The organism is Zestosphaera sp. (assembly GCA_038843015.1).
Taxonomy (GTDB): Archaea; Thermoproteota; Thermoprotei_A; order Sulfolobales; family NBVN01; genus Zestomicrobium.
The window spans coordinates 24,476-44,965 of sequence record JAWBSH010000012.1 but is presented as its reverse complement, the minus strand read 5'-3'; the positions used below and the strand labels follow the sequence as shown (position 1 = coordinate 44,965).

The window sequence follows — 20,490 nt, the reverse complement described above, 5'->3', positions numbered from 1 at the left end:
GCAAAAGTTATCATGAATATGGTTCTAGGAAGGCATGATAGTATCACACTATTAACTGGCGAGTTAGGCGCTAATCCAGCAACGTTCGCTACTTCAGGACTTTGAGTCTTCCCTAAGTTAAGGGTTAAGGTATTAAAGACCATCGGAATTATCCTGACATACCAAGGCTTATCCATACCCCAATACTCTATTAATTCCTGCCTATATTGGCTAACTAACCTCTCTAACTCTTCAGGCGGAGGTTTCTGCGGTAATGAAATCAGCATCTGTCTATACGCTCGAACCTCATCATTTATTATAGCATTTATTATAGCATCTATATAACCAGTAATTCCAAGTATGAATCCAGTCAGTAATACTGCAAGAAATAGAGCTAACACCAGGAATATCGCTCTCCGCGCTAATACCGTAGCAACGCCCAATACACACACCCTCACAAGACTATCTACCAGGATTTAAAAATTTTTAAGAGCCTTATCAGCCCCTCAGAACAGAGCTAACTCTGTTAAGAGTAGCTTCCCCTGAGCCGGGAGTAACAAGCGATAGAACAAGGTAACTTGATATTATTTTTAAAATAAAAACATGATCTAAAAAGGAGTTCTTACTACTTCTTTCTCATGAAAGGTAGTACGACACTCACTATCAAGTTAATTATCGATATGACTAGAACGATAGTCACGTAAGTTGTTAGTGAACTTACCGCACCACCAATATCCTCTACACTCTTGCTCAAGTCACTCACCTCGCTTTCAACCGTAGAGATCCTGCCTGAAACATCATCTATCTTAGAAGACAGCGTGTTGTATTGAGTGTTCATGTTTGTGATTATCGTAGAGGTAGTCATGTTAAGTAGGTATGTAATACTGTTGCTCATGTTAGTTAGTGTTGAGATGAGTGTCTCACCTATAGCTCCTAGAGCTAGCGAGAACGTTTCTCTCAAGGCTTCTAGCTGTGCTTGAGTCTGCTGAGCTACTCCAGATATAGCTTCTCTCAAGCTCTTCTCCAACTCTGCTAGAGAAGGCACAGACTCGAAAGTCACTGTAGTAGTGTCTATTACTGCTACCGCCTCACTGGTTGCTATTAGTAGTAGCTCATAGTAGTAGTATGGTCTGAATTCAGAAGTCACATCACTACCTATGAATATCTCGAAAACACCTGGCTCCACCTCGGTAGCAGTACCCACAGCCATTATCTTGTTGGTGCCTTTCTCTCTCAATATGTATTTAACACTGAAAGGCCCTACACCAAGCACTGTGAGCGAGACTGTCTGGTTACTGCCTATCTCTATCGATGCTGGAGCTATCACATCACCTATCTTCGGAGATATTATGCCGCCTAAGTTCCAGAAGTCTGGCGTGAGCGGGTATGTTGGGTCTCTGAAAGCTCTGATTGTAGCTTGTTGCGCAAGTCTATCAAAGGTGTCTAGGTAGTATGGTCCTTGCGAAATCCACGCGTGGTTGTGTTGTGCTATCCAAGCTGATAGAGCGTCTAACCTGCCACTCCATTCGTTTTCGGACATAAGGTTAGTTCCGTCAGGTAGCGTGAAGTATTTGCTCGGCAAGTATGCGGCTCCTCTCCACGCATCAGCTACGCTCTTTATTGATGCCGCGTGATCGGGGAACGGAACTGGGTTCAACACAGGCAGTCCTGTTCGAGTGCTCAATGTAGTTGAGAACGTGTAGTTCTTAGAGTCAAATACTAGATAATTCTCAACCATTAGTAACTCGACAGGGTTTACGGGAGTTAATGTGGCGTAGCTCGCTATGTAGGCTGGTTCGAAGTGCCAGTAATCTACGTATACCTCTAAAGTATCGCCTACTATCCTCAACGCCTTGAAGGTGTCGAAGAGCGGCTTGTTAGGACCTGATATCGGGGTCTCGTAGTTTGCTTTAGTCTCGTTGTAGCATATGTCTAGCCATAAAGCCCAGCTACCTAGTATGTCAGCCCAAGTTATTGTCTGTCCGTGGTGCCATTTAGCACCTAAGTATTTAGACATGTCAAACTTGACGACGCTGGTCGCATTAACTCTCCCTAACGTGTTAGCATAGACCCACATGCCTTGCGAGGCGTCCCACCAGATAGCGTCTGAAGGTATCGGTAGCTTCCCATCAGGACCTGCAGTAACGACCTCGTAGCTCGACCTAATAGGTATTGGGAGACCGTTGTGTGGGTGAGACCACATCATTGGGTCGTAAGTAGCTCTCTCTATATCAACGCTGTAAACGTCCGTAAAGCCGCCGTATATGTTCCAAATAGTTCGGGCAGTGTAGACCCATAGATGACCGAAGGTTAGGTCAGGCTTGCCCGGAACATATACTCCCTTAGTATTGAACGGTGACCTCATTCCGGCACCTAAGTCTGTAGTTATGCCTTTCATAGTCTTTACTACTACATGTATGTCCATTCTAGTAGCCAACCATATCCTTATTGAGTCTTCTATACATGTCTTAGTCACGTCCCTATACCATGTGTCTCTTTCTTCCCTGCTAGTGAATAAACCTAAGTATATCTTCTGCCCATACTCGTCTATGAAGTCGTTCCTGTACCACCACCAACCTTCTGTCTGCCATCCAGGCATGTAGCCAACCCACGGCGCACACATTTGATTGATAGTTCCAGAGTCATACTTGTCTGGTGCTGACTTACCCCAGCCCTCAGTGTAGAGGTGCCATTCAAAATCAGCAGGGTCTGTGTCATACACCTTAGCTAGAGCTACGTCAAACGTCGTTATGAGTTTATCGATCGTAAAGCCTAAGAATTCCAGGTCTTTAGAGAATTCCTCACCTATATCAAGCCTCTCATCTTCTTGTCTTATAATAAACTTCAAAACCACCGGACTACCAGCATAGTACCACTTACCACCAACTAAGTAAGCCCCTGCTTTAGTCATTTCCTCACTCACTACCTTCCTAGCATAGTAGGGGTCGTACTTGAAGTTGTAAGCAAGTATTATGTCAGCGACTAACGCGTAGTCTGGGTCGTAAGCAGATAAGAAAGTATACATGGGTGAGGCATAGCCTCTGTAGAGCGTGTTCACTATGTAGTCTCTGTTAGCTACGAAGTTTAGTGCAAACCTGAGTCTCTTAATCCCGAGAGGATTTATCCTCTCCCCGTCAGCAGCTAAATCCACGAAGGTCACGCCCTTTTCTGAGTCGTAGTAGTACTGAACTATTATGTTGTCAGGAACTCCGAGCATATTAGCTATCTCCGTAACAGTTTTGCCGGTATGGTCTCCCGTTAAATTGACTGTCTTAACTGGTGCTGGGTTGAGTATTATGTCTACTAAGCCTCCTGGCGCGGCAACATACGTGATGTTAGCTTCTATGGTTTTGAATGCATCTAACTGAGTTGGTCTGATACCAAATATGTAAGCCTGTATCTCGCCTGACTGGAACGCGGCAGCTATAGTGTCGGGAACTAGTGGGTACCTCTTAAAGGTTATAGACTCTGATGCGGGACCTACTTGTTGTTGCGCGCCCACTACAGCCGAGAATACTACCACCGTAGCTATTAAGATGAGTGAGAGTATAGTTAAGGATGCGTACTTTTTCATATAGTCACCTCACTATAAATCTACTGATGAACCTTTATAAACTTTTACGTTCATGACTATCTATGATGGTAGCCTCAAGATGAGGGTGAGGACGAGGACGTTAGTTCTAGTTGGTGTGTTACTTCTAGTGATTTCGTTAGTCTTAAGCATTGCGTCAGCAATACCTGAAGTAATAGGCTTTGAGGAGTGTCGTGAGTATTCACTGAAGGCTTTCGAGGGCTTACTCATATATTGGGGTAATTACACGCTCCCAGCAAGTTTAAGTAACGTGTCTCTAAGTATAGTGAGTGACAGAGAAACAATACTTAACGTGACTTACGGCGTCAGCGACGCGGAACCTAAGTCTGTTGTAGTCGTGTCTAAGTTCACGTACTTCATAGATGACGTCACGTATTTCTACGCTTACGTAATTCCCTACGAAGACACTAACTTAGTAGTCTGCCTGAATGCGTTATTGATTCAGCAGAAGTCTTACTTACTACTACCTATTCTGGCTTCATGGGTTTGCGGAATCGTTATAGTAGCATACGCAGCACTTACCCACATTGAGAGAGTCTTTAAAAAGAGTCTTAAAACAGAAAGTAAGCGAGCTAAGTAGAGAGTATTAACCTCTAGCGTGTAGCCAGCAAGACACGTAGTGGTTCTCGCCTAACCGTATCATCGGCGGTTCTTCACGCCTACACACTTCCATCACGTAAGGACATCTAGGGTTAAACCTGCACCCTGTTGGGGGTCTCCTGAGGTCTGGAGGAACACCCGGTATCCACGTTATTTTCTCCTTTGATCTTAAACGAGGTATGCTCTTAAGCAACCCCTGCGTGTAGGGGTGTTTAGGATCGTTAAATATCTCTTCTGAAGGCCCTATCTCAGCTATTTTACCTGCGTACATGATAGCTATCCTATCAGAAATCTCAGCTATTAAGCTCAGGTCGTGAGTTATGAAGATCATCGAAGTCTTCTCTTCCGACTTAATCTTCTTCAGTAAGTTCATGATCTGCGCTTGAATAACTACGTCTAAAGCCGTGGTTGGTTCGTCAGCAATAACTAGCTTAGGCTTGAGTAGCAGAGCCATCGCTATCACTACTCTCTGCTTCATCCCGCCACTCAACTCATGCGGGTATCTCTTCATTAACTCAGGGTTCAGACCTACCTGCTTAAGCGCGCCAATAACTACCTTGATAGCCTCTCCCTGTGTTAACCCCTTATGTACTGCGAGCACCTCAGTTAATTGCTTCTCAATAGTGTAGACTGGGTTAAGAACGTTCATAGCTCCCTGAAATATCATACTAACTTTATTCCACCTAACTTTCCTTAAATCACCCTCACTGAGCTTAGTAATCTCTATGCCGTCAATGACTATCCTACCACCCTCAATCCTGCCTGGCGGAGGAACTAGACCGAGTAGAGCATAACCTAGAGTAGACTTACCACACCCGGACTCGCCAGCCAGGCCGAGAACCTCGCCCTCACCAACACTTAACGAGACGTCATCAACAGCTCTCACAAGCCCTGCTAGAGTACGGTAATAAACCTTCAGATTATTGACCTCCAACACAGCTCTCGAGGAACTCACCCTAGCACACCTAGAAAAACTTATAGAAACCAATTTAAATATTTTTGAATTCGCTACTAGAAGACTCCGCAAGAAAACAGCGCAGCACACGTCAGGAGAAGCTTAAATTAATCTAAACACTAATTCTTTCGATGATGAGGTGGGCAGCCTAAGACTCGTGAGGGGATGAAGACCGCAGTTCACTCTGACTACATACTTACAACCGGAAACCAGCTCTTTAGGGCGGGGAAGGAATCAAACCTATTAACGTAATTAATCTGCGTAGTAAAAACTTTAGAGCGGGATTGAGTTTCTGTCAGAGGGTAGAGGGAATTTCCCTAACACACTTAAGTTCTTTAAGTTTCTCAAATATCTTGTTTACCGCATTACTGACTTCTTCCTCATCTTTAGCTCCAGTTATGACCATCTTACCACTACTGAATATTAAGAGGACTACTTTCGGGTCATCCATCCTGTGAATCAGGCCGGGGAATTGTTCCGGCTCATACATGACGTTAGGGAGTATTATAGCTGCCTTCTCTAGATCTACCTCAACGCCTAAACTAGCTGAAGCAACTATATTCTGTATCTGTATTCTGGGCTTTCCAACTATTATTATGCCGTGCCTGACGAAAGCCCTGATTATCTTCTTAAACCCGTCAATCAGTTGATTCTTGCTCTTAGCTCCAGTAATAACCATCTTACCTGAGTTGAATATCAATGCAGTTAGTCTAGGCTTGCTAAGCCTGTAAATAAGGCCGGGAAACTCCTCAGGGTCGTACTCAACGTTCGAAACAGTCCTAGCCACAGCACCTAAATCAAGAGTCTGGTCAAGTGTTGCAGTAGCTACGATATTCTCAATCCTAATAATAGGCCTGATCTCCACTTTTAAGCACCCAATAATTTAATAACGTATTTAAGCCTTTATAAATCAGGATATTACGCAACGACTCCTCAAGCACCGCAACTTACTTGGTGTAGAGGTATTCAGCAATGTCTTTTAGTTGCGGCAACTCAAAAACTCCTATCTCCTCATCAACTATGACTGGCTTTATGTTCGGTATTGAGGCGTTCTCTCTCAGTATCGGCGATATGTAGGTTTCTTTATCTAGTGTTATTCTAGATCCTGTTTGGTAAGCTCCTGTAGCCGGCAACGTGACGAAAACCTTGTTCAAGTTACTTATCTCCCCCACTAAAAAGCAAGAAAACTTGCCTAACCTCCCCACACTATCTCTCAGTGTTATGCTTGGGTGTTCATGACCTAAGATGAGGTATTCCCACGAACTGCCGACGTCTTCAGGGATGGGTCTATGGCCGTGAATCACTAGGTATTCTCCTAAAACAACGTAATCCTCAAACATGAAATCAAACTTCTTCTTTAGTAGGGGCAAGTAATTGTCGTGATTCCCCCTAACAACAATTACTTCCTCTACCTTAGGCGCTACATACGTGAAAAACTTCATCAATTCTCTCTTCTCGGCAACGCCTATCCCGCTAAAGCTGTGTTTAAGGTCTCCAGCTATCACTAACTTACTCACGAGGAAGCTACTAAAGAGTCTCTCAAGCAACTCAATAACTCTCTTCAACTGAAAACGAGGTATGAAAACACCTCTTGAAGCAAGCTCGTCCTCGTAACCAATGTGAGTGTCAGCCACAATTAAGGTCTTGTACTTCCGCAAGTAGAGTGCTGGCGACACGCCAGCTACCTCAGCTCCCGGCACTAACTCCATCTTCACAAACACCTAACTAAACACTACTGCTTACTTCCCCCACTATCGCGGGGCCGCGCGACCAGGCGTCAGGTCTCCCACACTAATAGGGACTTCAAGAAATTTAAGCTAGAAGAGTAATATTATGTTGATGATGAAGCTTACAAGGGTTGAGCAGTGATGTGAGAACCCGCGTCTGAACTAAGTAGTTCCTCCCCGACGACTCAACCTAATTAAAGCCCCAGAAGAGATTTTAGAGGGTTCCTCTAGCAACCCCTTAACAAACCTCACAACATCTTCTACACTCATAGCTACTGAAGCAACGTTTGACGGCAACTTCTTAGAAGGGACTCTGACCCAGTCGAGAGCAACACCAAACACCTTAATATTACTGGGTAAGTAATGCAGGGATTCCTTAACTACCGCGTAGAGAGCGGCTGACGAAGCAACCGTAGGTAATGAGGGGTTAAGTCCTGCGTAAACTCTAGAACCCTCGAAAGGTGTTAGGTCTACCAAAACAATAATTACTGACTCTCTACTAGACATGAAGGGAGTCAGAATCCTAATCAAGGATACCGGCACTACCAAATCTAAGTAAATTATTTTCTTGATGAGGTCCTCACGTAAGTCTTGAAAAGGGGTTTGATCGAACACGGGCTCAATAAGTATAGAAGCGTCTAGACTACTCGTTAATTCTCTCAACTTCTTAGATAAGCTCTCAACACCTTCTTCTAGGAAATCATGTCTTATCAAGTGAGTACTTGAATTACTTAATCCGCCGCCAGCACTAACCAAAAACTCTCTCAGCTCTTCACACTTCCTACTACACTGCAGGAAGAGCTCGTAGTCTTTAGTCAGCGACGACACTATATGCCTGACTAGCTTGCCTGAAGCCCCCATAACAAACAATTTCTTCAACTCGAATACCTCACAAGAACTTTATTAGTAGTAAGCCGTAGATAGGTGATGTTAGGGGGTCTGTCCTGAGATTTAGAGGGAATACCTCAATACCTTGAGTGATTGACAAGCCTTTCACGAACTTCAGAGAATACTCCTCAACATCTGTAGACACTACCAGAACTTTCTTTATCTTAAGAACGTGTTTAGAGACTGCCTCAGGCCTGACTAAGTACGTGTTAAGCAGGCGCTCGTAAGCTAGCCCCTCAGCAACCCCCCACATCGACGGGCTAGCAGTAGTTATGAAAGGCTCTGTAATAAACCTCCTCAACTCCTTCAATACTTTATCGTACGTTCGAAGCAGGTCTTCCAGTACTTCAGCGTTTAAGGAAGTTAATTCTTCAGTGATTCTGACTCCACGTAATGACTTACTAGGAGCTAACTCTCCAGCAGTTAGTGAGGTGATTATGTGTGAGTGCAGCAACCACTCATCCGTGTTTAAGTCAACCACGACACTACTACTCAGTCTATACTCGAGGTCTTCCCCTAGCTTGCTTTGAGTAACTACCAAGACTCTGTGGTTAGTCCATATCAGCTGGTCAGTAAGTAGTCTGAGATTATGTAGTCCCTCACTAGATGAGTAAATGATGATACTGGGTTCTCTCCCCTCATCGTAGGGGGCTATATAATACATCAAGTCTTCAGGGTCTACGTACCTCACGTCTTTATCAGTTATTGAAGAAAAAATTATTGAGGCATACCTAGCCGGAGACTCGTAAAAGTCTGAAGTAGTAGTTATTACTTTGCTAGAGTTCCTGATGAAATCCATTATCGAGAGAGACTTACTCCTCAATTCTTGAATCTTATCCCTACTCAGTTTTCGTGTTAGAGTTTCTATCAGATTAGAGCGTCTCTCAAGCTCTTCTCGCACCAGCACTCCACCGCTTCCTCAGGCTTAGGTATCTTAGGTATGAGGTTTGCGAGAATTTTCTTAGCTTTCTCGACATTCTCAGACATTACCTTAGCTACCTCCTCAGCAGTCACGGGTTTCTCAGCCCAGACGTCGTAGTCTGTGACTAAAGCTATGGTAGCGTAATGTATTTCAGCTTCTCTAGCTAAGTTTACTTCAGGCACTAAAGTCATGCCAACTACGTCAGCTTTAAACACCTCCTTCCACACTCTAGACTCAGCCCTAGTAGAGAATCTAGGACCCTCGATACACACGTAAGTACCTCTAGGATGTATCCTAAAGTTTAGCGAGCCACCTACGTCTAAGATCAGCTTCCTCAGAGTAGGGCAGAAAGGGTCAGCCATACTGACATGCCCTACTAGAGAGCCGTCGAAGAAGCTGTAGACCCTCTTCTTAGTCATGTCTATGAATTGATCGGGTATTACGAGGTCTCCCGGCATGTAGTCTTCTCTTAAAGACCCTACAGCAGAGACAGCAACAACCCACTTAACACCTAAAGACTTGAGAGCCCAAATATTGGCTCGGTAATTAATCTTGTGTGGAGGTATCTTATGACCCCTACCATGTCTAGGAATGAAAGCAACTAACCTACCACCATATGAACCGACTAAGACGTTATCTGATGGAGGACCGTACGGAGTGTAAACCTTGAACTCTCTAGTCTCCTTAAACATTCCCGGATCATACAAGCCACTCCCACCAATAATACCTACATCAACCGTGACAGGAGGCTTAACAAGCACTTAACCCACCAACAAATATTACTAAGCTAAGCTTAAAACTATAGCTTAATCCCTCACAGACTGAGTCAAGAATACTAGGCCGAACTCATAAAGCTGACTCAATAGTGCTAGGTGTTATGCCTACGTACTTCATAACCGCTTCAGGAAACTCTATTAAGTCCCCCGAGTACAGCGCGAACACTGTCGTACCCTTCTCATGAACTATTATCGCTTTAGACCTACCTTGCCTAAACCACATCCCTAAAGGATTCGGAGTCTGAACATAAACGTGCAGTATCTCGTTTCTGGGTATGTAGGTCTTCCTGCGTAGAAAGAAGTTTTTAACGACTAGAATCCCGTCTTGATTTACTTCAACGTATAGTGTACTAATCCATAAGTAAACAGTGATTAAGGCAGTCGCGACGCCTACAACGACGACTATTGGCACGTAGGTAGCATTAATGCTTATCCCCTCGAGCTCAAACCTGCAGCCTAGCCAGCTATTATATTTACACCCTATCGAATACACTTCACAAAGACTTCTGCAAAACGCTATGTCAGGACCGATGTGAGTTAACATAATTGTTAATATCGCCAACGTAGGAAACGCTACTATAGCAATAAATAACAGGTGGATAGGCATATAACTTCTTGACCACATTCGGACTTGATCACCTCTTACCTCCGGCGTTGGTGCGGGGGGTGGGATTTGAACCCACGCAGGCCTACGCCATCAGGGCCTAAGCCTGACCCCTTTGACCTGGCTCGGGCACCCCCGCCAATAATTATATGTTAGTTGGTTGTTAATAAGAATTTAAGGGTTGAGAACCTAGTTCTGTTTCCTGCCTAGATTTTTGGTAGGGTGGGTTGTGCTTCTGCTTCATGGCTCGCTGTGGCTACCAGCCGCTCTATGCGAGATCATGGGCACTCTTTAAGCTCAGCAGCACGGAACTCATATCTAGCTCTAGAGGAATCCTGCAGAGACTTACTTTTTGAAACAGCTACGGAGCCCTAAGACTAGAGTATGAGGTGATTCTTGTTGCGAGAATTCACAAGCTAATTGATGCGCTGAGAATTATCAAGCATATTAAGTTGAAGAGCGTCAGTACTGCCGTAACTGCCGAGACTAGCTCGGGTTTCCAACCATGTTTTTGAGACATTATGATGTTTATTAGTGCTGGAGGCATCGAGCTCACCAGGATTAGCTGAAGTCCTCTAAACCACGAGACCCCGAAAACCAAGATAAATAATAGACTTACTAGCGGGCTTAACACGAATCTAAACAACCCAACTACCAGCGCTTCTCTCAAGTACTTCTTGAAGACGTGAAGTCTTACAGGGAGTCTCAAACCAAGTATTAATGCAGACAAGTAACTCATGAGTGAGCTTACCCAGAAGAGAGTGTTAGAAACTAAAGCAACGTACTCTGTAAACACGTAGTGTAGAGCAAGACCTGATAAGAAACCTATAGTCGCGGGGTGCTTAATAAGCTTACTTAAAGCAGGTCTTTCAGAACTCATAAAGTCCGGAATAACAACATTCAGCGTGACTGTAAAGAACCCGAAAATAGAAGCTATTTCTAAAGTACCGAAGAAAGCCATACTCACGGGAAACCCTAAAAAGACAGAATTCGGAAACACGGAAGTTAAGAATATCGCTTCTCTAACACCGTACTCGCTGTAATCTCGCAACTTATACACAAAAACAAACACTAAACAAGTGAAAAACAAGAAAGACGCTAAGACCCACAAATCAGAGATATTCAGTCCTCTCTCGCCGAAAGTCTTGAAGAACGTTAAAGGTATTAAAAACCAGTAAACTAAGTTAGTCAAAAAACTAACTAACGGCTCGTAAAACTCCATCTCATTAAGGAAGTAGTTAACTAGCAACGCGAGAATTATCAACCCAGACATCACAGCTATCTCAGTAACCATTCACTGAAGACCTCGAGCTAAGGTATGTTGAAGCCCAAACCTTTAAGCACCATCCTCGCGGCAATAACCCACAAAACCACGACAAAGCCTCTCTTCAGAGTCACTGACTTAGTCTTCTTAGCTATTAAAGCACCTACTTGCGCGCCAATAACGAGCGGCGGTGTTAGAGAAGCCAGCAAAACCAGGTCTACGTTACCTAGGGTATGGTGCGTCAACGCTGAAGTAACTGAAGTTATAGTAATAGCCATAGCAGAAGTCGCTACAGCATAGTGCATCAAGAAACCCAGAGATGTTAAGAGAGGCACATTCACTACACCACCGCCCACGCCGAGAAGCCCTGCTATAAAGCCTGCTAAGCAACCCCCCAACAACAACACGACGTAATTCCTCAAACCCCACCTGACCGCAGTCTTTTCAGAGACTTTATCACTGCTAGCAGAGATCATCATCCTCAAACCTACTAAGACTAAGACAACCCCAAAAACTACTCTGAGCAGGTCTGGATTCAACACTTTAGTTAGTTGAGCACCGAAATATGCTGTCACTACAGCAGTCGCTGAAAGCAGGGCGCCAGCCTTATACACTACGTACTTGTATCTAGAGTACGCTATCGTTGAAGAGAGCATGTTAAAGAATATAGCACTTGCAGAAGTCCCTACAGCCACCCTAATATCAACCCCTGCAATATTTAGTAAGGGCACTATCAGGAAACCCCCTCCAAGACCAAACATAGAACCCAGTACCCCCGCACCTAAACCTATCAAAGAAGCTACGAAGTATATCCACAATCTAATTACCTCTCTAGCTGGTGTGGAGAGCCTCACGCACTCTAGTCAAACTATCAATCAAGTACTGCAGACCATCTCTAAATTCTTGAGGTCGCTGTCCTAAACCCACCCTCAGATACCCAGGTATCTCAAAACACTCGCCAGGATTCACCAAAACACCGTATTCTCTAAAGAGCCTGTAAGCAATCATTAGAGTATCGCTACTCCAGGGAGTCCTAGCCAGGAAGTAGGCCCCCGCTCTAGGCCAGACTACCTCAAAAAGGTCACTAGCTCTAGCGTAGGCCTCCCTGAGAATCTCTAGATTTCTCTTAACAATACCTCTGGCTCTCTCCCTAAGTCTCTCAACGTTCTCGCGCTCAAGCACTACCGAGGCTATGTAGTCACTCAAGATAGAGGGAGCTATAGTAGTGTAGTCTTTTAAGCTCCATAACCTATCAGCCAATTTCTTAGAACCCGCTACCCACCCTACCCGCAGGCCCGGCAACCCATAAACTTTAGAAAGCCCGGATACCGACGTCGCTAACTCGGGCGCGGCAACTTCAAGAATGCTTGGCCTAGACTCATACAGTTCGGAACCCCAGTAAACCTCATCAAAAACGAGTAGCGTGTTTGTTTTTTCCGCCTCGTGCGAAAGCTCTTCTAACTCTCTCCTCGTCATGTAAGTGCCTGTAGGGTTGTTAGGGTCGTTCACAAATAGAGCTTTAGGTTTATGTCGCTTCATCAAAGCAACTGCTTCATCGAGAGGGAAGCTCCAGTCTGGCGGACCCCTCCTCAAGAATATAGTGCGGGCCCCCAACCACTTAAGCAGTCCGGGCACCTGCATGTAGTTAGGAGTATCAACTAACACTAAATCACCTGCCTTCACAGTAGCAACTACAGTCACTAAGTTAGCCTCGGCAGAGCCGTTAGTCACGACGATATTGTTAGGTCCTACAACCCCGCCGTAAATCTCGGAAATCTTTTCCCTAAGCTTCGGAGAGCCTTTAGTCCACCCATACCCCAACTCAGCACTAGATAACCGGTCTAAACTCAGCCCGTAATCTAGCAACTCAAATAGAGTTAGTGGGTGAACACCGCTATCACTGAGCAACACCTTAGCACTAGTTTCATGTAGGCTCTGCCACCTCTCAAGACAAAACGTAGGGAGTCTCTCTAAGACTTCCCCAAACAAAACCTGACGTAACTCTTCTAGAGGCTGAGTATCCAATACCTCACACACCATACCAAAAACAGTTAAGGGAATATAAGGTTTGTTCGAGAACCGAGAAAACAACTACCTCAAAATATTTAGGAGGCACGTGTTCTTAGTCAATCCCGAAGCTATCATGTCTGCTAACCTCAGAGGTTCCGGCACCGCGGAAACGTGTTGAAGAAGCGACACTAGCTTAGAGACCTCGCTTAAGTCGAGCCCGTACGAAGAAACCCTTAAGTTCTTCCTGCGCGTCACTACCTCCTGCGCCCTCCCGTAATTGCGTTCTATTACTTCATACCTATCTCTCCAATCACTGAAGTGCTTAACTAGTGCAGTCTTCACCTTCTCTAGCTTCAGCTTAGTCTTAAACAACACTACGACAGGTATTCCCGTCTTAGCGTTGATTTCTTCCGGGTCTATGAAGTTGAAGCCGGCTACAGTGACCCCGTCTAAGAAAACAGCGTTGATGCTCGTGGTGAAGTCTCTCATAAACTCCTCAATAATTTCAAGAGCTCTGGAAGTGCCGTCTGAGCCGTCTACGACTACCGTAGTCATCTTAACACTCTTGGGCTTCTTACCCGCGCATAAAACACCTACTAAGAGAGTCTTGAGTCTCAACTCCTTAAATTCTTGAGTGAAGTAACCGTCGTCTATTCCTATAGTTAGTGTGTTAGTCATTGCTTAATCAACTAGCGACGAGAACTTACTTACTCAGTAGTTTTACGTCGTCTTTAAGTGTCTTGAGTATTATGTTGCGGTCTACGGCTAGCTCTATCTCTTTAGTCTTCCCGTACCTCCCTCTGTTAACTACCTTAGCTATGAATAGGCCGGCCATCTCTAACTCACTAATTATGTCTGAGACTCTACGCTGAGTTACTGGCTCAAGCCCTAGCGACTTAGCTATTTCTCGGTACTTCATGTAGAGGTCTCCAGTACTGTTGAGTTTTCCTCCAGCTAAGGCGGTAGCTAGTAAGACTAGCTTACTGTGTTGCGGCAGTGTCTGAACTACTGCCGAGACCATGTCGTTTTCTAGTTCTTCTCTAGCCATCTTCACGTGCTCTATCTTGACGTGATCATCACCTAACCTATCCGCAACCTCACCAGCTATCCTGAGTAAGTCGAGAGCTCTCCTAGCGTCTCCATGTTCTTTAGCTGCTATAGAAGCACAGTACTCTATCACTCCCTCACTAATGACTCCCTGCCTAAACGCTTTCGAAGCTCTATCTCTCAGTATGTCTGATAACTGTATTGCGTCGTAGGGAGGGAACAGTATCTCCTCCTCACTCAAGCTAGACCTTACTCTAGGGTCTAGGCTGTCTCTGAAGCGGACGTCGTTAGTTATCCCGATAACCGAGACTTTCCCCTTCTCAAGCTCCTCGTTAATCCTAGTCAGCCTGTAGAGAATCTCATCACCAGCTCTCTTTACTAGAGCGTCGACCTCGTCGAGAACGATAACTACTATCTTGCCGGCCGAACCTATCCTTGTCTTCAGCCTACGGAAGACCTCCGCCGTAGAAAGCCCCGTGAAAGGAACTTTACCACCTAAAGACTCAACCAGTGTTGACAAGACTCTGTAGGTAGTGTTTTCGTGTCTGCAGTTTATGTAGACTGGCACGAACCTGTCATTACCTACTTTCTTAGCGTAATCACTGATCTTCTTCAAGATATACTTGACTACTGCTGTCTTGCCAGTCCCTGTTAAGCCGTAAATAAACACGTTACTAGGTCTCTCACCCCTCAGCAGAGGCGAGAGTACTTCAGTCAGCTTCCTAATCTGCTCCTCCCTATGTGGCAAGTACTCCGGCACGTAATCAGACCTAAGGACTTCTCTATTCATGAAAACAGTCTTCTCAGACTTGACTAGCGTCTCAGCCACTATATCTCTCGTATTGCTACTCAACTCTACTCACTCCATAGGAAGCAGTGGTCCCTCAAATAGAGACCAATACGAGTTAATAAGCACTACTAATAAATAAACTTCTTAATAATTATCATCCTAATTATGAAAGGCACTAATATAGAAGATAATACCACGACAGCTAGAGCGCCTTGAAAAAGACTCAAGTCTATTAACCCGTTAAGATATGCGGTCAGAGTAAGTGCTGACTCTATAGACCCCCTAGAATTCATTATTAGTCCCCCCAAGAAAGACTCACTAAGACTAAGCTCACTAAACACTAGACTATATATTATGAAGCCGAGAAGCTTGCCCAAGAAAGCAGCGAGCAACAGTAATAACGTAGTGAAGTTAAAGAATGAAGTAATACTTAATAGAGTACCTAAAACAACGAAGAAGAGAGGATACACGAAAAACTTCATGTAAGTAGTTAAGTGTTCTAGCAAGCTAGAAAGTTTTGTTGAGTAGGTTAGTGTCGGGTCTCTCTTTAGCTTAAAAACACTCAGAGTTAATCCAGCTACGTAAACACCCATATACTCGGAAATACCTAGCCAGCGAGTCAAGAAACTTAAAGTAAACACTAAAGCTGAAGCGAAGACGACGAACTCACTCCAAGACATCCTGCTCACAGACTTGAAAGAAGCGTATGATATTATGAAAGGAACTCCTAAGAGAACCATATTAAGCAACACGACATTAACACTTGCGGTCGCCGGAGCCATAAAAACAGCACTCTGAACTAACGCGACCAGAAACACTAGCAGTAAGTCGTCAACGAAGGAAGCCGCTATAATCAAGTTCCGCACAGCAAGCAAATCAACTCTAGACTCTTGAAGCACTACCACAACAATCTCAGTCGCGGTGTTAGCTAGTGCTACCCCAACCACTAGAGAAGCGAGCAAACCAACATTTAAACCTACGAGAAGTAGAGACACTAACGTGACAGTCAACGATACGTTAAGAAGTGTCAAGACTAGCGCGTCTCTCAGCCTCCTCCTAACAGAATCTAAGTCGACGTTCATTCCTGCATAGAAAAACAGGAAGAGTAGAGCCATACTCAGTAAGGGAGTGCTTGCTTGACTCGCGCTCGAGAAGCTAGCGTAGAGAGCCCCCAACACCACGTAGACTGGAATACTCGGGATGCCGTATCTAGTCAAGAATAGCGTAATCCACTGACTAGCAGCGATTAAGAAGATGAGTGAAGCATCCACGCCCAAGCATCACCTAAAATCGCTGAGGCTTCTTAACCTTCCTCTACTTCCTCAGTCCCTCCAGCAACTTCAGACTCGAATACTACCTCATCTACGCTGTGGAGAGCGACACCCAACTCTCTCAGAGTGTTTTCTACCTCGTCATAGTCTATGTTGTTGCCGTTGATAGTGATTACTAAAGTTACTGTCTCCACGTCCATCTCACTAACTACTATAGAGACTTCCTTAACACCGCTAACTCTCGAGAGGTTTTTAGCTAGTGTGACTAGCGTCGGCTCTCTTATAGGTTTAAGCACGTCTAAGACTATTTTCTTGAGACCCATTTCTCTTACACACACCTCTCTAAACCAGAGTCTAAAATAATTACTACGTTAGTGATATTAAGTACTCTACTTACGTCTACTTAATCCTCACTCTATTGACTTTCTTGCTCGCCCAAGAATACCTCCTAATACGTTTAGTAGCGCCGAAACCGCACGCGGCGCAGTACCCCTTAGCTACGTTGTAGGAGTGCCTCCCGCACCTCCTACACCTAATGTGTGTCTTGCCCTTACTCCGTTTACCCATGGAGGGAGTTCCTTTCATTATCTAATCACCTGCTTACACGGGCGACATGAATATTATGTTCTCTCCTCTAATCACTACTACCCCTAACTTCCTCGAGTTATTCTCGAGAATTTCTTCAGCGTCTTCAAGAACTATGTTTAGGTGCTGGTCAAAGCTTCTTAAGACTCCCCTAAGTAACTTGTTGCCGCGTAGCTTGACTAGTATTAGCTTACCGAGGTTTTCACTCAGCAATCGTTGAGCCGCGTCACTCATCTCAAACACCCGTAGTCTTAACTACTAAAACTATATAGTGTTGGCTTTAAATATTTCTAAGCGCCTTAATTTAGGTCGGGCTGGGAAATGAGTAGTTATCCTCTGAGGAAGAAAGAACTTAAGAAGATTGAGGAGTACGTGACCTCACAATTCCCTAAGCTTGTGGCGGTGTTAGGTGAGCTGGAGTCAGGCTTCATAACAGAGTTAGAGAGTGTTGGTAAGCAGGAAGTCAGTCTAGTAATCCTCAACGGGTTGCCGGCCTTCATACAGGTAGGTGAGGACATTAAGACACCAACACTAGTCTTGGTGAAGATGGCGGGGATCGAGAGCACCCAATACGCGGTAGTTGATGAGGGTGCAGTCAAGCACTTACTAAACGGCGCTGACGTCATGTCACCAGGAATAACAGAGTGTTCAGGTTTTCAGAAAGAAGCTCTAGTAACTGTCTGGAACCCCAAGAAAGAAACACCACTCTGTATAGGTAAAGCTCTGATGAGTTGCGATGAGATAATGAGTATACGTAAAGGAAAAGCAATAAAAAACATCCACTACGCTGGCGACAAGATATGGAAGAAATGCTTAGAAATACTAGCAAAGAAAAGCTAGTTATTCTTTGATGTTCTCTCCTAGCCTCCGACACTACCCCACGCCCCTTAAGAGGGTGGGTCGATTAAGTAGCGTGGATGAGTTAGTAGCTTAAAATTGTTGGTTTCTATTATAGTGCGGTTTAGGATGTTACCGCTAGTAGGGTTTGTTTGTAAGCCTAGGAAAGAATTAGGGAGAGTGTTGAAGAAGGGCCGTCCTTCAGACATGAGAGTAGGTATTCTAGTTCCCATGCCTTACACGGCTGCTGTAAGTTCTTTATTCATGCAGTTAGCTTACTACTACCTTAATAGTCTTGAGGGAGTCTTGGCGTTCAGGTACGTGTACGACTATAAAGAAGACGTCGTTGAAGCACTTGACGCTTGTTTAAGTCTTAATAATCTTGATGTTTTACTCGTATCAGCGTCTTTCGAGCTTGACTACCCCTACTTAGCTAGGGTCTTGGCCGGGTTAGGAATGCTCCCGAGAAGAGCAGGAACTAAGCCCCTGATCATCGTCGGGGGCTTATCACCTACTTCAAACCCGCTCCCACTATCTAAGATAGCTGATGCTGTCGTCATAGGTGAGGCAGAACCCCTGCTAGACAAGCTGATTGACTTGCTCGGGTATTCAGACTCGTTAAGTAAGTTGAGAGAAGAAGAAAACATAGTGACTTTCCCTCCTGAGGGCGTCAAGAAGAAGGCAGTAGCTGAAGACCTAGACAGTGTTTTCTTCCCTACTACACAGCACCACCCACTAGATGAGGAGCCCGTGTACGGTCAGGGACTTAGGATAGAGGTTTCTAGGGGTTGCAGGAGATTCTGTGCTTTTTGTTTAGAAGGTCACGTGTCAGCTCCTTTCAGGTACAGGTCTTTAAGAAGAATAGAAGACATCGTGTCAGAAGGTCTTGAGACTTCCCCGGCAAAGAGAGTAATTTTCTACTCACTATCGTTTTTTGACGTGCCGTACGCTGAAGAACTGCTTGAGAAGCTAGTGTCTGAGGGTGTAGAGTTTAGCGTGCCTTCTTTAAGACCTGACTACTTAACTACTAAGCGTGTAGAGTTGATTGCTCGCGGGGGTCAGAAAACCCTGACTATAGCTCCTGAAATCCTAGTCCCTGAAATCTCGTGTCCTCTAGGCAAGTGTTTTGATGTAGAGGCTCTTAAAGAATTACTAATCTACTCAGTTCGAGCAGGCTTCAGGCACGTTAAGCTATACCTCATGACTGGCTTCCCTAAAGAAGATGTGGGGGTCAGCGTAAGTGCTGTCAAGAAGCTGATTCAAGAAGTTCTTAGAGCTGGGGTTAAGATACCGCCTAAATTCTTCAGGTTAAGCATTAACTTATTAGTCCCGAAACCGTGGACTCCCTTCCAGTACCTCCCCCCACAACACATCAAACAAAAAGAAAACAACCTCACATTATTCCAGAAAAACCTGAGTAGCAAGTACGTGGAAGTCGAGACCTACAGTACTGACTGGCTATTCACTCAAGCAGTAATAGGACTTGGAGACGCAAGAACCTCAGACTTAATAATAGAATTAGGAGTCAAGGGAGTAACTCTAGGCAACCTAAAGAAATTAATTAGAGAACTAAGAACAGACGAACTACGATATATCAAGGAAGGGTGGAAAGACCCACCTTGGATGAAGCACCTAGACCTAGGCATCAACACAAAATATCTAGAAACCAGACACAAAATACTCACTACATAAACCAAACACACAAGAAAACACCCTAACACAACCCGCATAAGATAAAGATTTAAAAGGATTAAATAATTCTAGATTAATGGGCCGGTAGCTCAGCCTGGAAGAGCGCTCGGTTGGCATCCGAGAGGCCCCGGGTTCAAATCCCGGCCGGTCCACCACATTATCCAAACCTTCACATAAGTTACTCACGACTAAAGCACCTAGCCATAAAAGCGTTAACTTGGATCGTTATTGACTTGATGAGATCTCTTGACTCTTCTCCAATCATTAAGACTTGTGGTGTCAGCCTCCCCTCTTTACTTACTTTTCATGCTGAAGTAGTAGGCTAGGTGTGAGGTTCTAGCAGAGGTTTGTTTTAGGGTTTCTTTGCGAAGATTTTGGTGGGCGTGACTTTATGGAAGACTCTGCCAGCTCCGTGTAGTAGCACGTTGGTTTTGTTGAAGTCTATGCTCCATTCATCAGCTAAGCCTTCTAAGACTTTAACTAAGAGTATTTCGAATATGTAGAAGTTTACCTCGCCTACGGGGACTTTCTCGTGAACTCTACTCTCTAGTATCGCTATAGAGCCCTTGAGTCCTGGCGGCCTAATCCGCGTGCTCGGCACTAGTTCTAGAGAGAATTTGGTGACTTTATCTACGTTCCTGCCTGATACTGAGCCTATGTTGTAGACTAGCTGTAGTTGCGTGTCGCTAGGTACGTTGATAGTCGCTTCACCTAAGCTTTCTAAGCATTCGTTAGTGAACGTTTCTCTATCTACCACAACACCTACTGTAGGTGGTTCCTCACTGATTGGCGTGTTCCAGCTTGCAGGCATGAAGTTGACTCTGTTATCCCTGCAGAGAGTACCTAATACTATCGTGAATCTCGGGTGGAGTACGCGGTAATACTTCCCTCTATATTCTGTGTACGTCTTAAATCACCTTGTTATAATAGAATTCAAAAATATTAAATACT

22 protein-coding genes and 2 tRNA genes are annotated in these 20,490 nt (G+C 44.7%); 4 read left to right on the top strand and 20 right to left on the bottom strand.

All coding sequences use genetic code 11. The annotated features are described in order from the left end of the window. Together QXL29_07700 and QXL29_07695 are read right to left on the bottom strand one after the other, a co-directional pair. The coding region (locus QXL29_07700; GenBank protein ID MEM2284476.1) for a hypothetical protein at positions 1-422 on the bottom strand (422 nt) is incomplete at its 3' end. A 182-nt stretch (positions 423-604) separates the two neighbouring features. Further along, complete coding sequence (locus tag QXL29_07695) at positions 605-3,553, bottom strand: ABC transporter substrate-binding protein (protein MEM2284475.1); 2,949 nt, start codon at positions 3,551-3,553, stop codon at positions 605-607. Between the two features lie 79 nt (positions 3,554-3,632). On the opposite strand from QXL29_07695, the gene QXL29_07690 reads away from it, so the two are divergent. Continuing rightward, positions 3,633-4,151, top strand: a complete 519-nt coding sequence (locus QXL29_07690; protein MEM2284474.1) for a hypothetical protein — start codon at positions 3,633-3,635, stop codon at positions 4,149-4,151. A 6-nt stretch (positions 4,152-4,157) separates the two neighbouring features. On the opposite strand, the gene QXL29_07685 is transcribed toward QXL29_07690, so the two are convergent. The 17 genes from QXL29_07685 to QXL29_07605 form a co-directional block, all read right to left on the bottom strand. Further along, positions 4,158-5,126 carry an ABC transporter ATP-binding protein gene (locus QXL29_07685; protein ID MEM2284473.1) on the bottom strand — a complete coding sequence of 323 codons (969 nt, stop codon included), beginning with the start codon at positions 5,124-5,126 and terminating at the stop codon, positions 4,158-4,160. Between the two features lie 295 nt (positions 5,127-5,421). Beyond that, the gene (locus tag QXL29_07680) at positions 5,422-5,991 is read right to left on the bottom strand and encodes a TATA-box-binding protein (GenBank protein ID MEM2284472.1); all 570 of its coding nucleotides are present in this window, start codon (positions 5,989-5,991) and stop codon (positions 5,422-5,424) included. Between the two features lie 82 nt (positions 5,992-6,073). After that, positions 6,074-6,835, bottom strand: a complete 762-nt coding sequence (locus tag QXL29_07675) for a metallophosphoesterase (protein ID MEM2284471.1) — start codon at positions 6,833-6,835, stop codon at positions 6,074-6,076. A 180-nt stretch (positions 6,836-7,015) separates the two neighbouring features. After that, positions 7,016-7,732, bottom strand: a complete 717-nt coding sequence (locus QXL29_07670) for a hypothetical protein (GenBank protein MEM2284470.1) — start codon at positions 7,730-7,732, stop codon at positions 7,016-7,018. A gap of 10 nt (positions 7,733-7,742) precedes the next feature. Then, positions 7,743-8,642, bottom strand: coding sequence for a hypothetical protein (locus tag QXL29_07665; GenBank protein MEM2284469.1), 900 nt, complete (start codon positions 8,640-8,642; stop codon positions 7,743-7,745). Then, a complete protein-coding gene (locus QXL29_07660; GenBank protein MEM2284468.1) occupies positions 8,609-9,424 on the bottom strand; it encodes an S-methyl-5'-thioadenosine phosphorylase in 816 nt (271 codons plus the stop codon). Before QXL29_07660 ends, QXL29_07665 begins: the two co-directional genes overlap by 34 nt. Before the next feature lie 85 nt (positions 9,425-9,509). Next, positions 9,510-10,064, bottom strand: a complete 555-nt coding sequence (locus QXL29_07655) for a hypothetical protein (protein MEM2284467.1) — start codon at positions 10,062-10,064, stop codon at positions 9,510-9,512. A 30-nt stretch (positions 10,065-10,094) separates the two neighbouring features. Further along, positions 10,095-10,182 (bottom strand) — tRNA-Leu (locus QXL29_07650). Between the two features lie 270 nt (positions 10,183-10,452). Continuing rightward, positions 10,453-11,337: a transporter gene (locus tag QXL29_07645; GenBank protein ID MEM2284466.1), complete on the bottom strand. Its 885-nt coding sequence runs from the start codon at positions 11,335-11,337 to the stop codon at positions 10,453-10,455. Between the two features lie 17 nt (positions 11,338-11,354). After that, entirely contained in the window at positions 11,355-12,125 is a 771-nt protein-coding gene (locus QXL29_07640; GenBank protein ID MEM2284465.1) for a sulfite exporter TauE/SafE family protein, read from the bottom strand. A gap of 13 nt (positions 12,126-12,138) precedes the next feature. Further along, positions 12,139-13,347: an aminotransferase class I/II-fold pyridoxal phosphate-dependent enzyme gene (locus QXL29_07635; GenBank protein MEM2284464.1), complete on the bottom strand. Its 1,209-nt coding sequence runs from the start codon at positions 13,345-13,347 to the stop codon at positions 12,139-12,141. A 51-nt stretch (positions 13,348-13,398) separates the two neighbouring features. Further along, a complete protein-coding gene (locus QXL29_07630) occupies positions 13,399-13,995 on the bottom strand; it encodes a DUF99 family protein (GenBank protein ID MEM2284463.1) in 597 nt (198 codons plus the stop codon). 25 nt (positions 13,996-14,020) lie between these two features. After that, a complete protein-coding gene (locus QXL29_07625) occupies positions 14,021-15,154 on the bottom strand; it encodes an orc1/cdc6 family replication initiation protein (GenBank protein MEM2284462.1) in 1,134 nt (377 codons plus the stop codon). A 128-nt stretch (positions 15,155-15,282) separates the two neighbouring features. After that, complete coding sequence (locus QXL29_07620) at positions 15,283-16,425, bottom strand: cation:proton antiporter (protein ID MEM2284461.1); 1,143 nt, start codon at positions 16,423-16,425, stop codon at positions 15,283-15,285. A gap of 32 nt (positions 16,426-16,457) precedes the next feature. Beyond that, positions 16,458-16,748 (bottom strand): DUF211 domain-containing protein, encoded by a 291-nt coding sequence (locus QXL29_07615; protein MEM2284460.1) that lies wholly within the window; start codon positions 16,746-16,748, stop codon positions 16,458-16,460. A gap of 76 nt (positions 16,749-16,824) precedes the next feature. Further along, the gene (locus tag QXL29_07610) at positions 16,825-17,013 is read right to left on the bottom strand and encodes a 50S ribosomal protein L37e (protein ID MEM2284459.1); all 189 of its coding nucleotides are present in this window, start codon (positions 17,011-17,013) and stop codon (positions 16,825-16,827) included. 12 nt (positions 17,014-17,025) lie between these two features. Further along, entirely contained in the window at positions 17,026-17,244 is a 219-nt protein-coding gene (locus QXL29_07605) for an LSm family protein (GenBank protein ID MEM2284458.1), read from the bottom strand. Positions 17,245-17,331: 87 nt separating this feature from the next. Here QXL29_07605 and QXL29_07600 point away from each other — a divergent pair, with 87 nt between their 5' ends. From QXL29_07600 to QXL29_07590, 3 genes are all read left to right on the top strand, one after another. Beyond that, positions 17,332-17,850 (top strand): PUA domain-containing protein, encoded by a 519-nt coding sequence (locus tag QXL29_07600; protein ID MEM2284457.1) that lies wholly within the window; start codon positions 17,332-17,334, stop codon positions 17,848-17,850. Positions 17,851-17,976: 126 nt separating this feature from the next. Continuing rightward, a complete protein-coding gene (locus tag QXL29_07595) occupies positions 17,977-19,539 on the top strand; it encodes a radical SAM protein (GenBank protein MEM2284456.1) in 1,563 nt (520 codons plus the stop codon). Positions 19,540-19,617: 78 nt separating this feature from the next. Further along, positions 19,618-19,694: transfer RNA gene (locus tag QXL29_07590), tRNA-Ala, on the top strand. A gap of 197 nt (positions 19,695-19,891) precedes the next feature. Here QXL29_07590 and QXL29_07585 read toward each other — a convergent pair. Next, the gene (locus tag QXL29_07585) at positions 19,892-20,392 is read right to left on the bottom strand and encodes a flavin reductase family protein (GenBank protein ID MEM2284455.1); all 501 of its coding nucleotides are present in this window, start codon (positions 20,390-20,392) and stop codon (positions 19,892-19,894) included. Positions 20,393-20,490 lie beyond the last annotated feature (98 nt).

Excerpts from the sequence above, each read along its gene's own strand:
- QXL29_07615 (MEM2284460.1), bottom strand. The coding sequence starts at position 16,748 with ATGGGTCTCAAGAAAATAGTCTTAGACGTGCTTAAACCTATAAGAGAG.
- QXL29_07635 (MEM2284464.1), bottom strand. The coding sequence starts at position 13,347 with ATGGTGTGTGAGGTATTGGATACTCAGCCTCTAGAAGAGTTACGTCAG.
- QXL29_07695 (MEM2284475.1), bottom strand. The coding sequence starts at position 3,553 with ATGAAAAAGTACGCATCCTTAACTATACTCTCACTCATCTTAATAGCT.
- QXL29_07625 (MEM2284462.1), bottom strand. The coding sequence starts at position 15,154 with ATGAATAGAGAAGTCCTTAGGTCTGATTACGTGCCGGAGTACTTGCCA.
- QXL29_07600 (MEM2284457.1), top strand. The coding sequence starts at position 17,332 with ATGAGTAGTTATCCTCTGAGGAAGAAAGAACTTAAGAAGATTGAGGAG.
- QXL29_07605 (MEM2284458.1), bottom strand. The coding sequence starts at position 17,244 with ATGAGTGACGCGGCTCAACGATTGCTGAGTGAAAACCTCGGTAAGCTA.
- QXL29_07595 (MEM2284456.1), top strand. The coding sequence starts at position 17,977 with ATGTTACCGCTAGTAGGGTTTGTTTGTAAGCCTAGGAAAGAATTAGGG.
- QXL29_07655 (MEM2284467.1), bottom strand. The coding sequence starts at position 10,064 with ATGTGGTCAAGAAGTTATATGCCTATCCACCTGTTATTTATTGCTATA.
- QXL29_07690 (MEM2284474.1), top strand. The coding sequence starts at position 3,633 with ATGAGGGTGAGGACGAGGACGTTAGTTCTAGTTGGTGTGTTACTTCTA.
- QXL29_07630 (MEM2284463.1), bottom strand. The coding sequence starts at position 13,995 with ATGACTAACACACTAACTATAGGAATAGACGACGGTTACTTCACTCAA.
- QXL29_07675 (MEM2284471.1), bottom strand. The coding sequence starts at position 6,835 with ATGGAGTTAGTGCCGGGAGCTGAGGTAGCTGGCGTGTCGCCAGCACTC.
- QXL29_07645 (MEM2284466.1), bottom strand. The coding sequence starts at position 11,337 with ATGGTTACTGAGATAGCTGTGATGTCTGGGTTGATAATTCTCGCGTTG.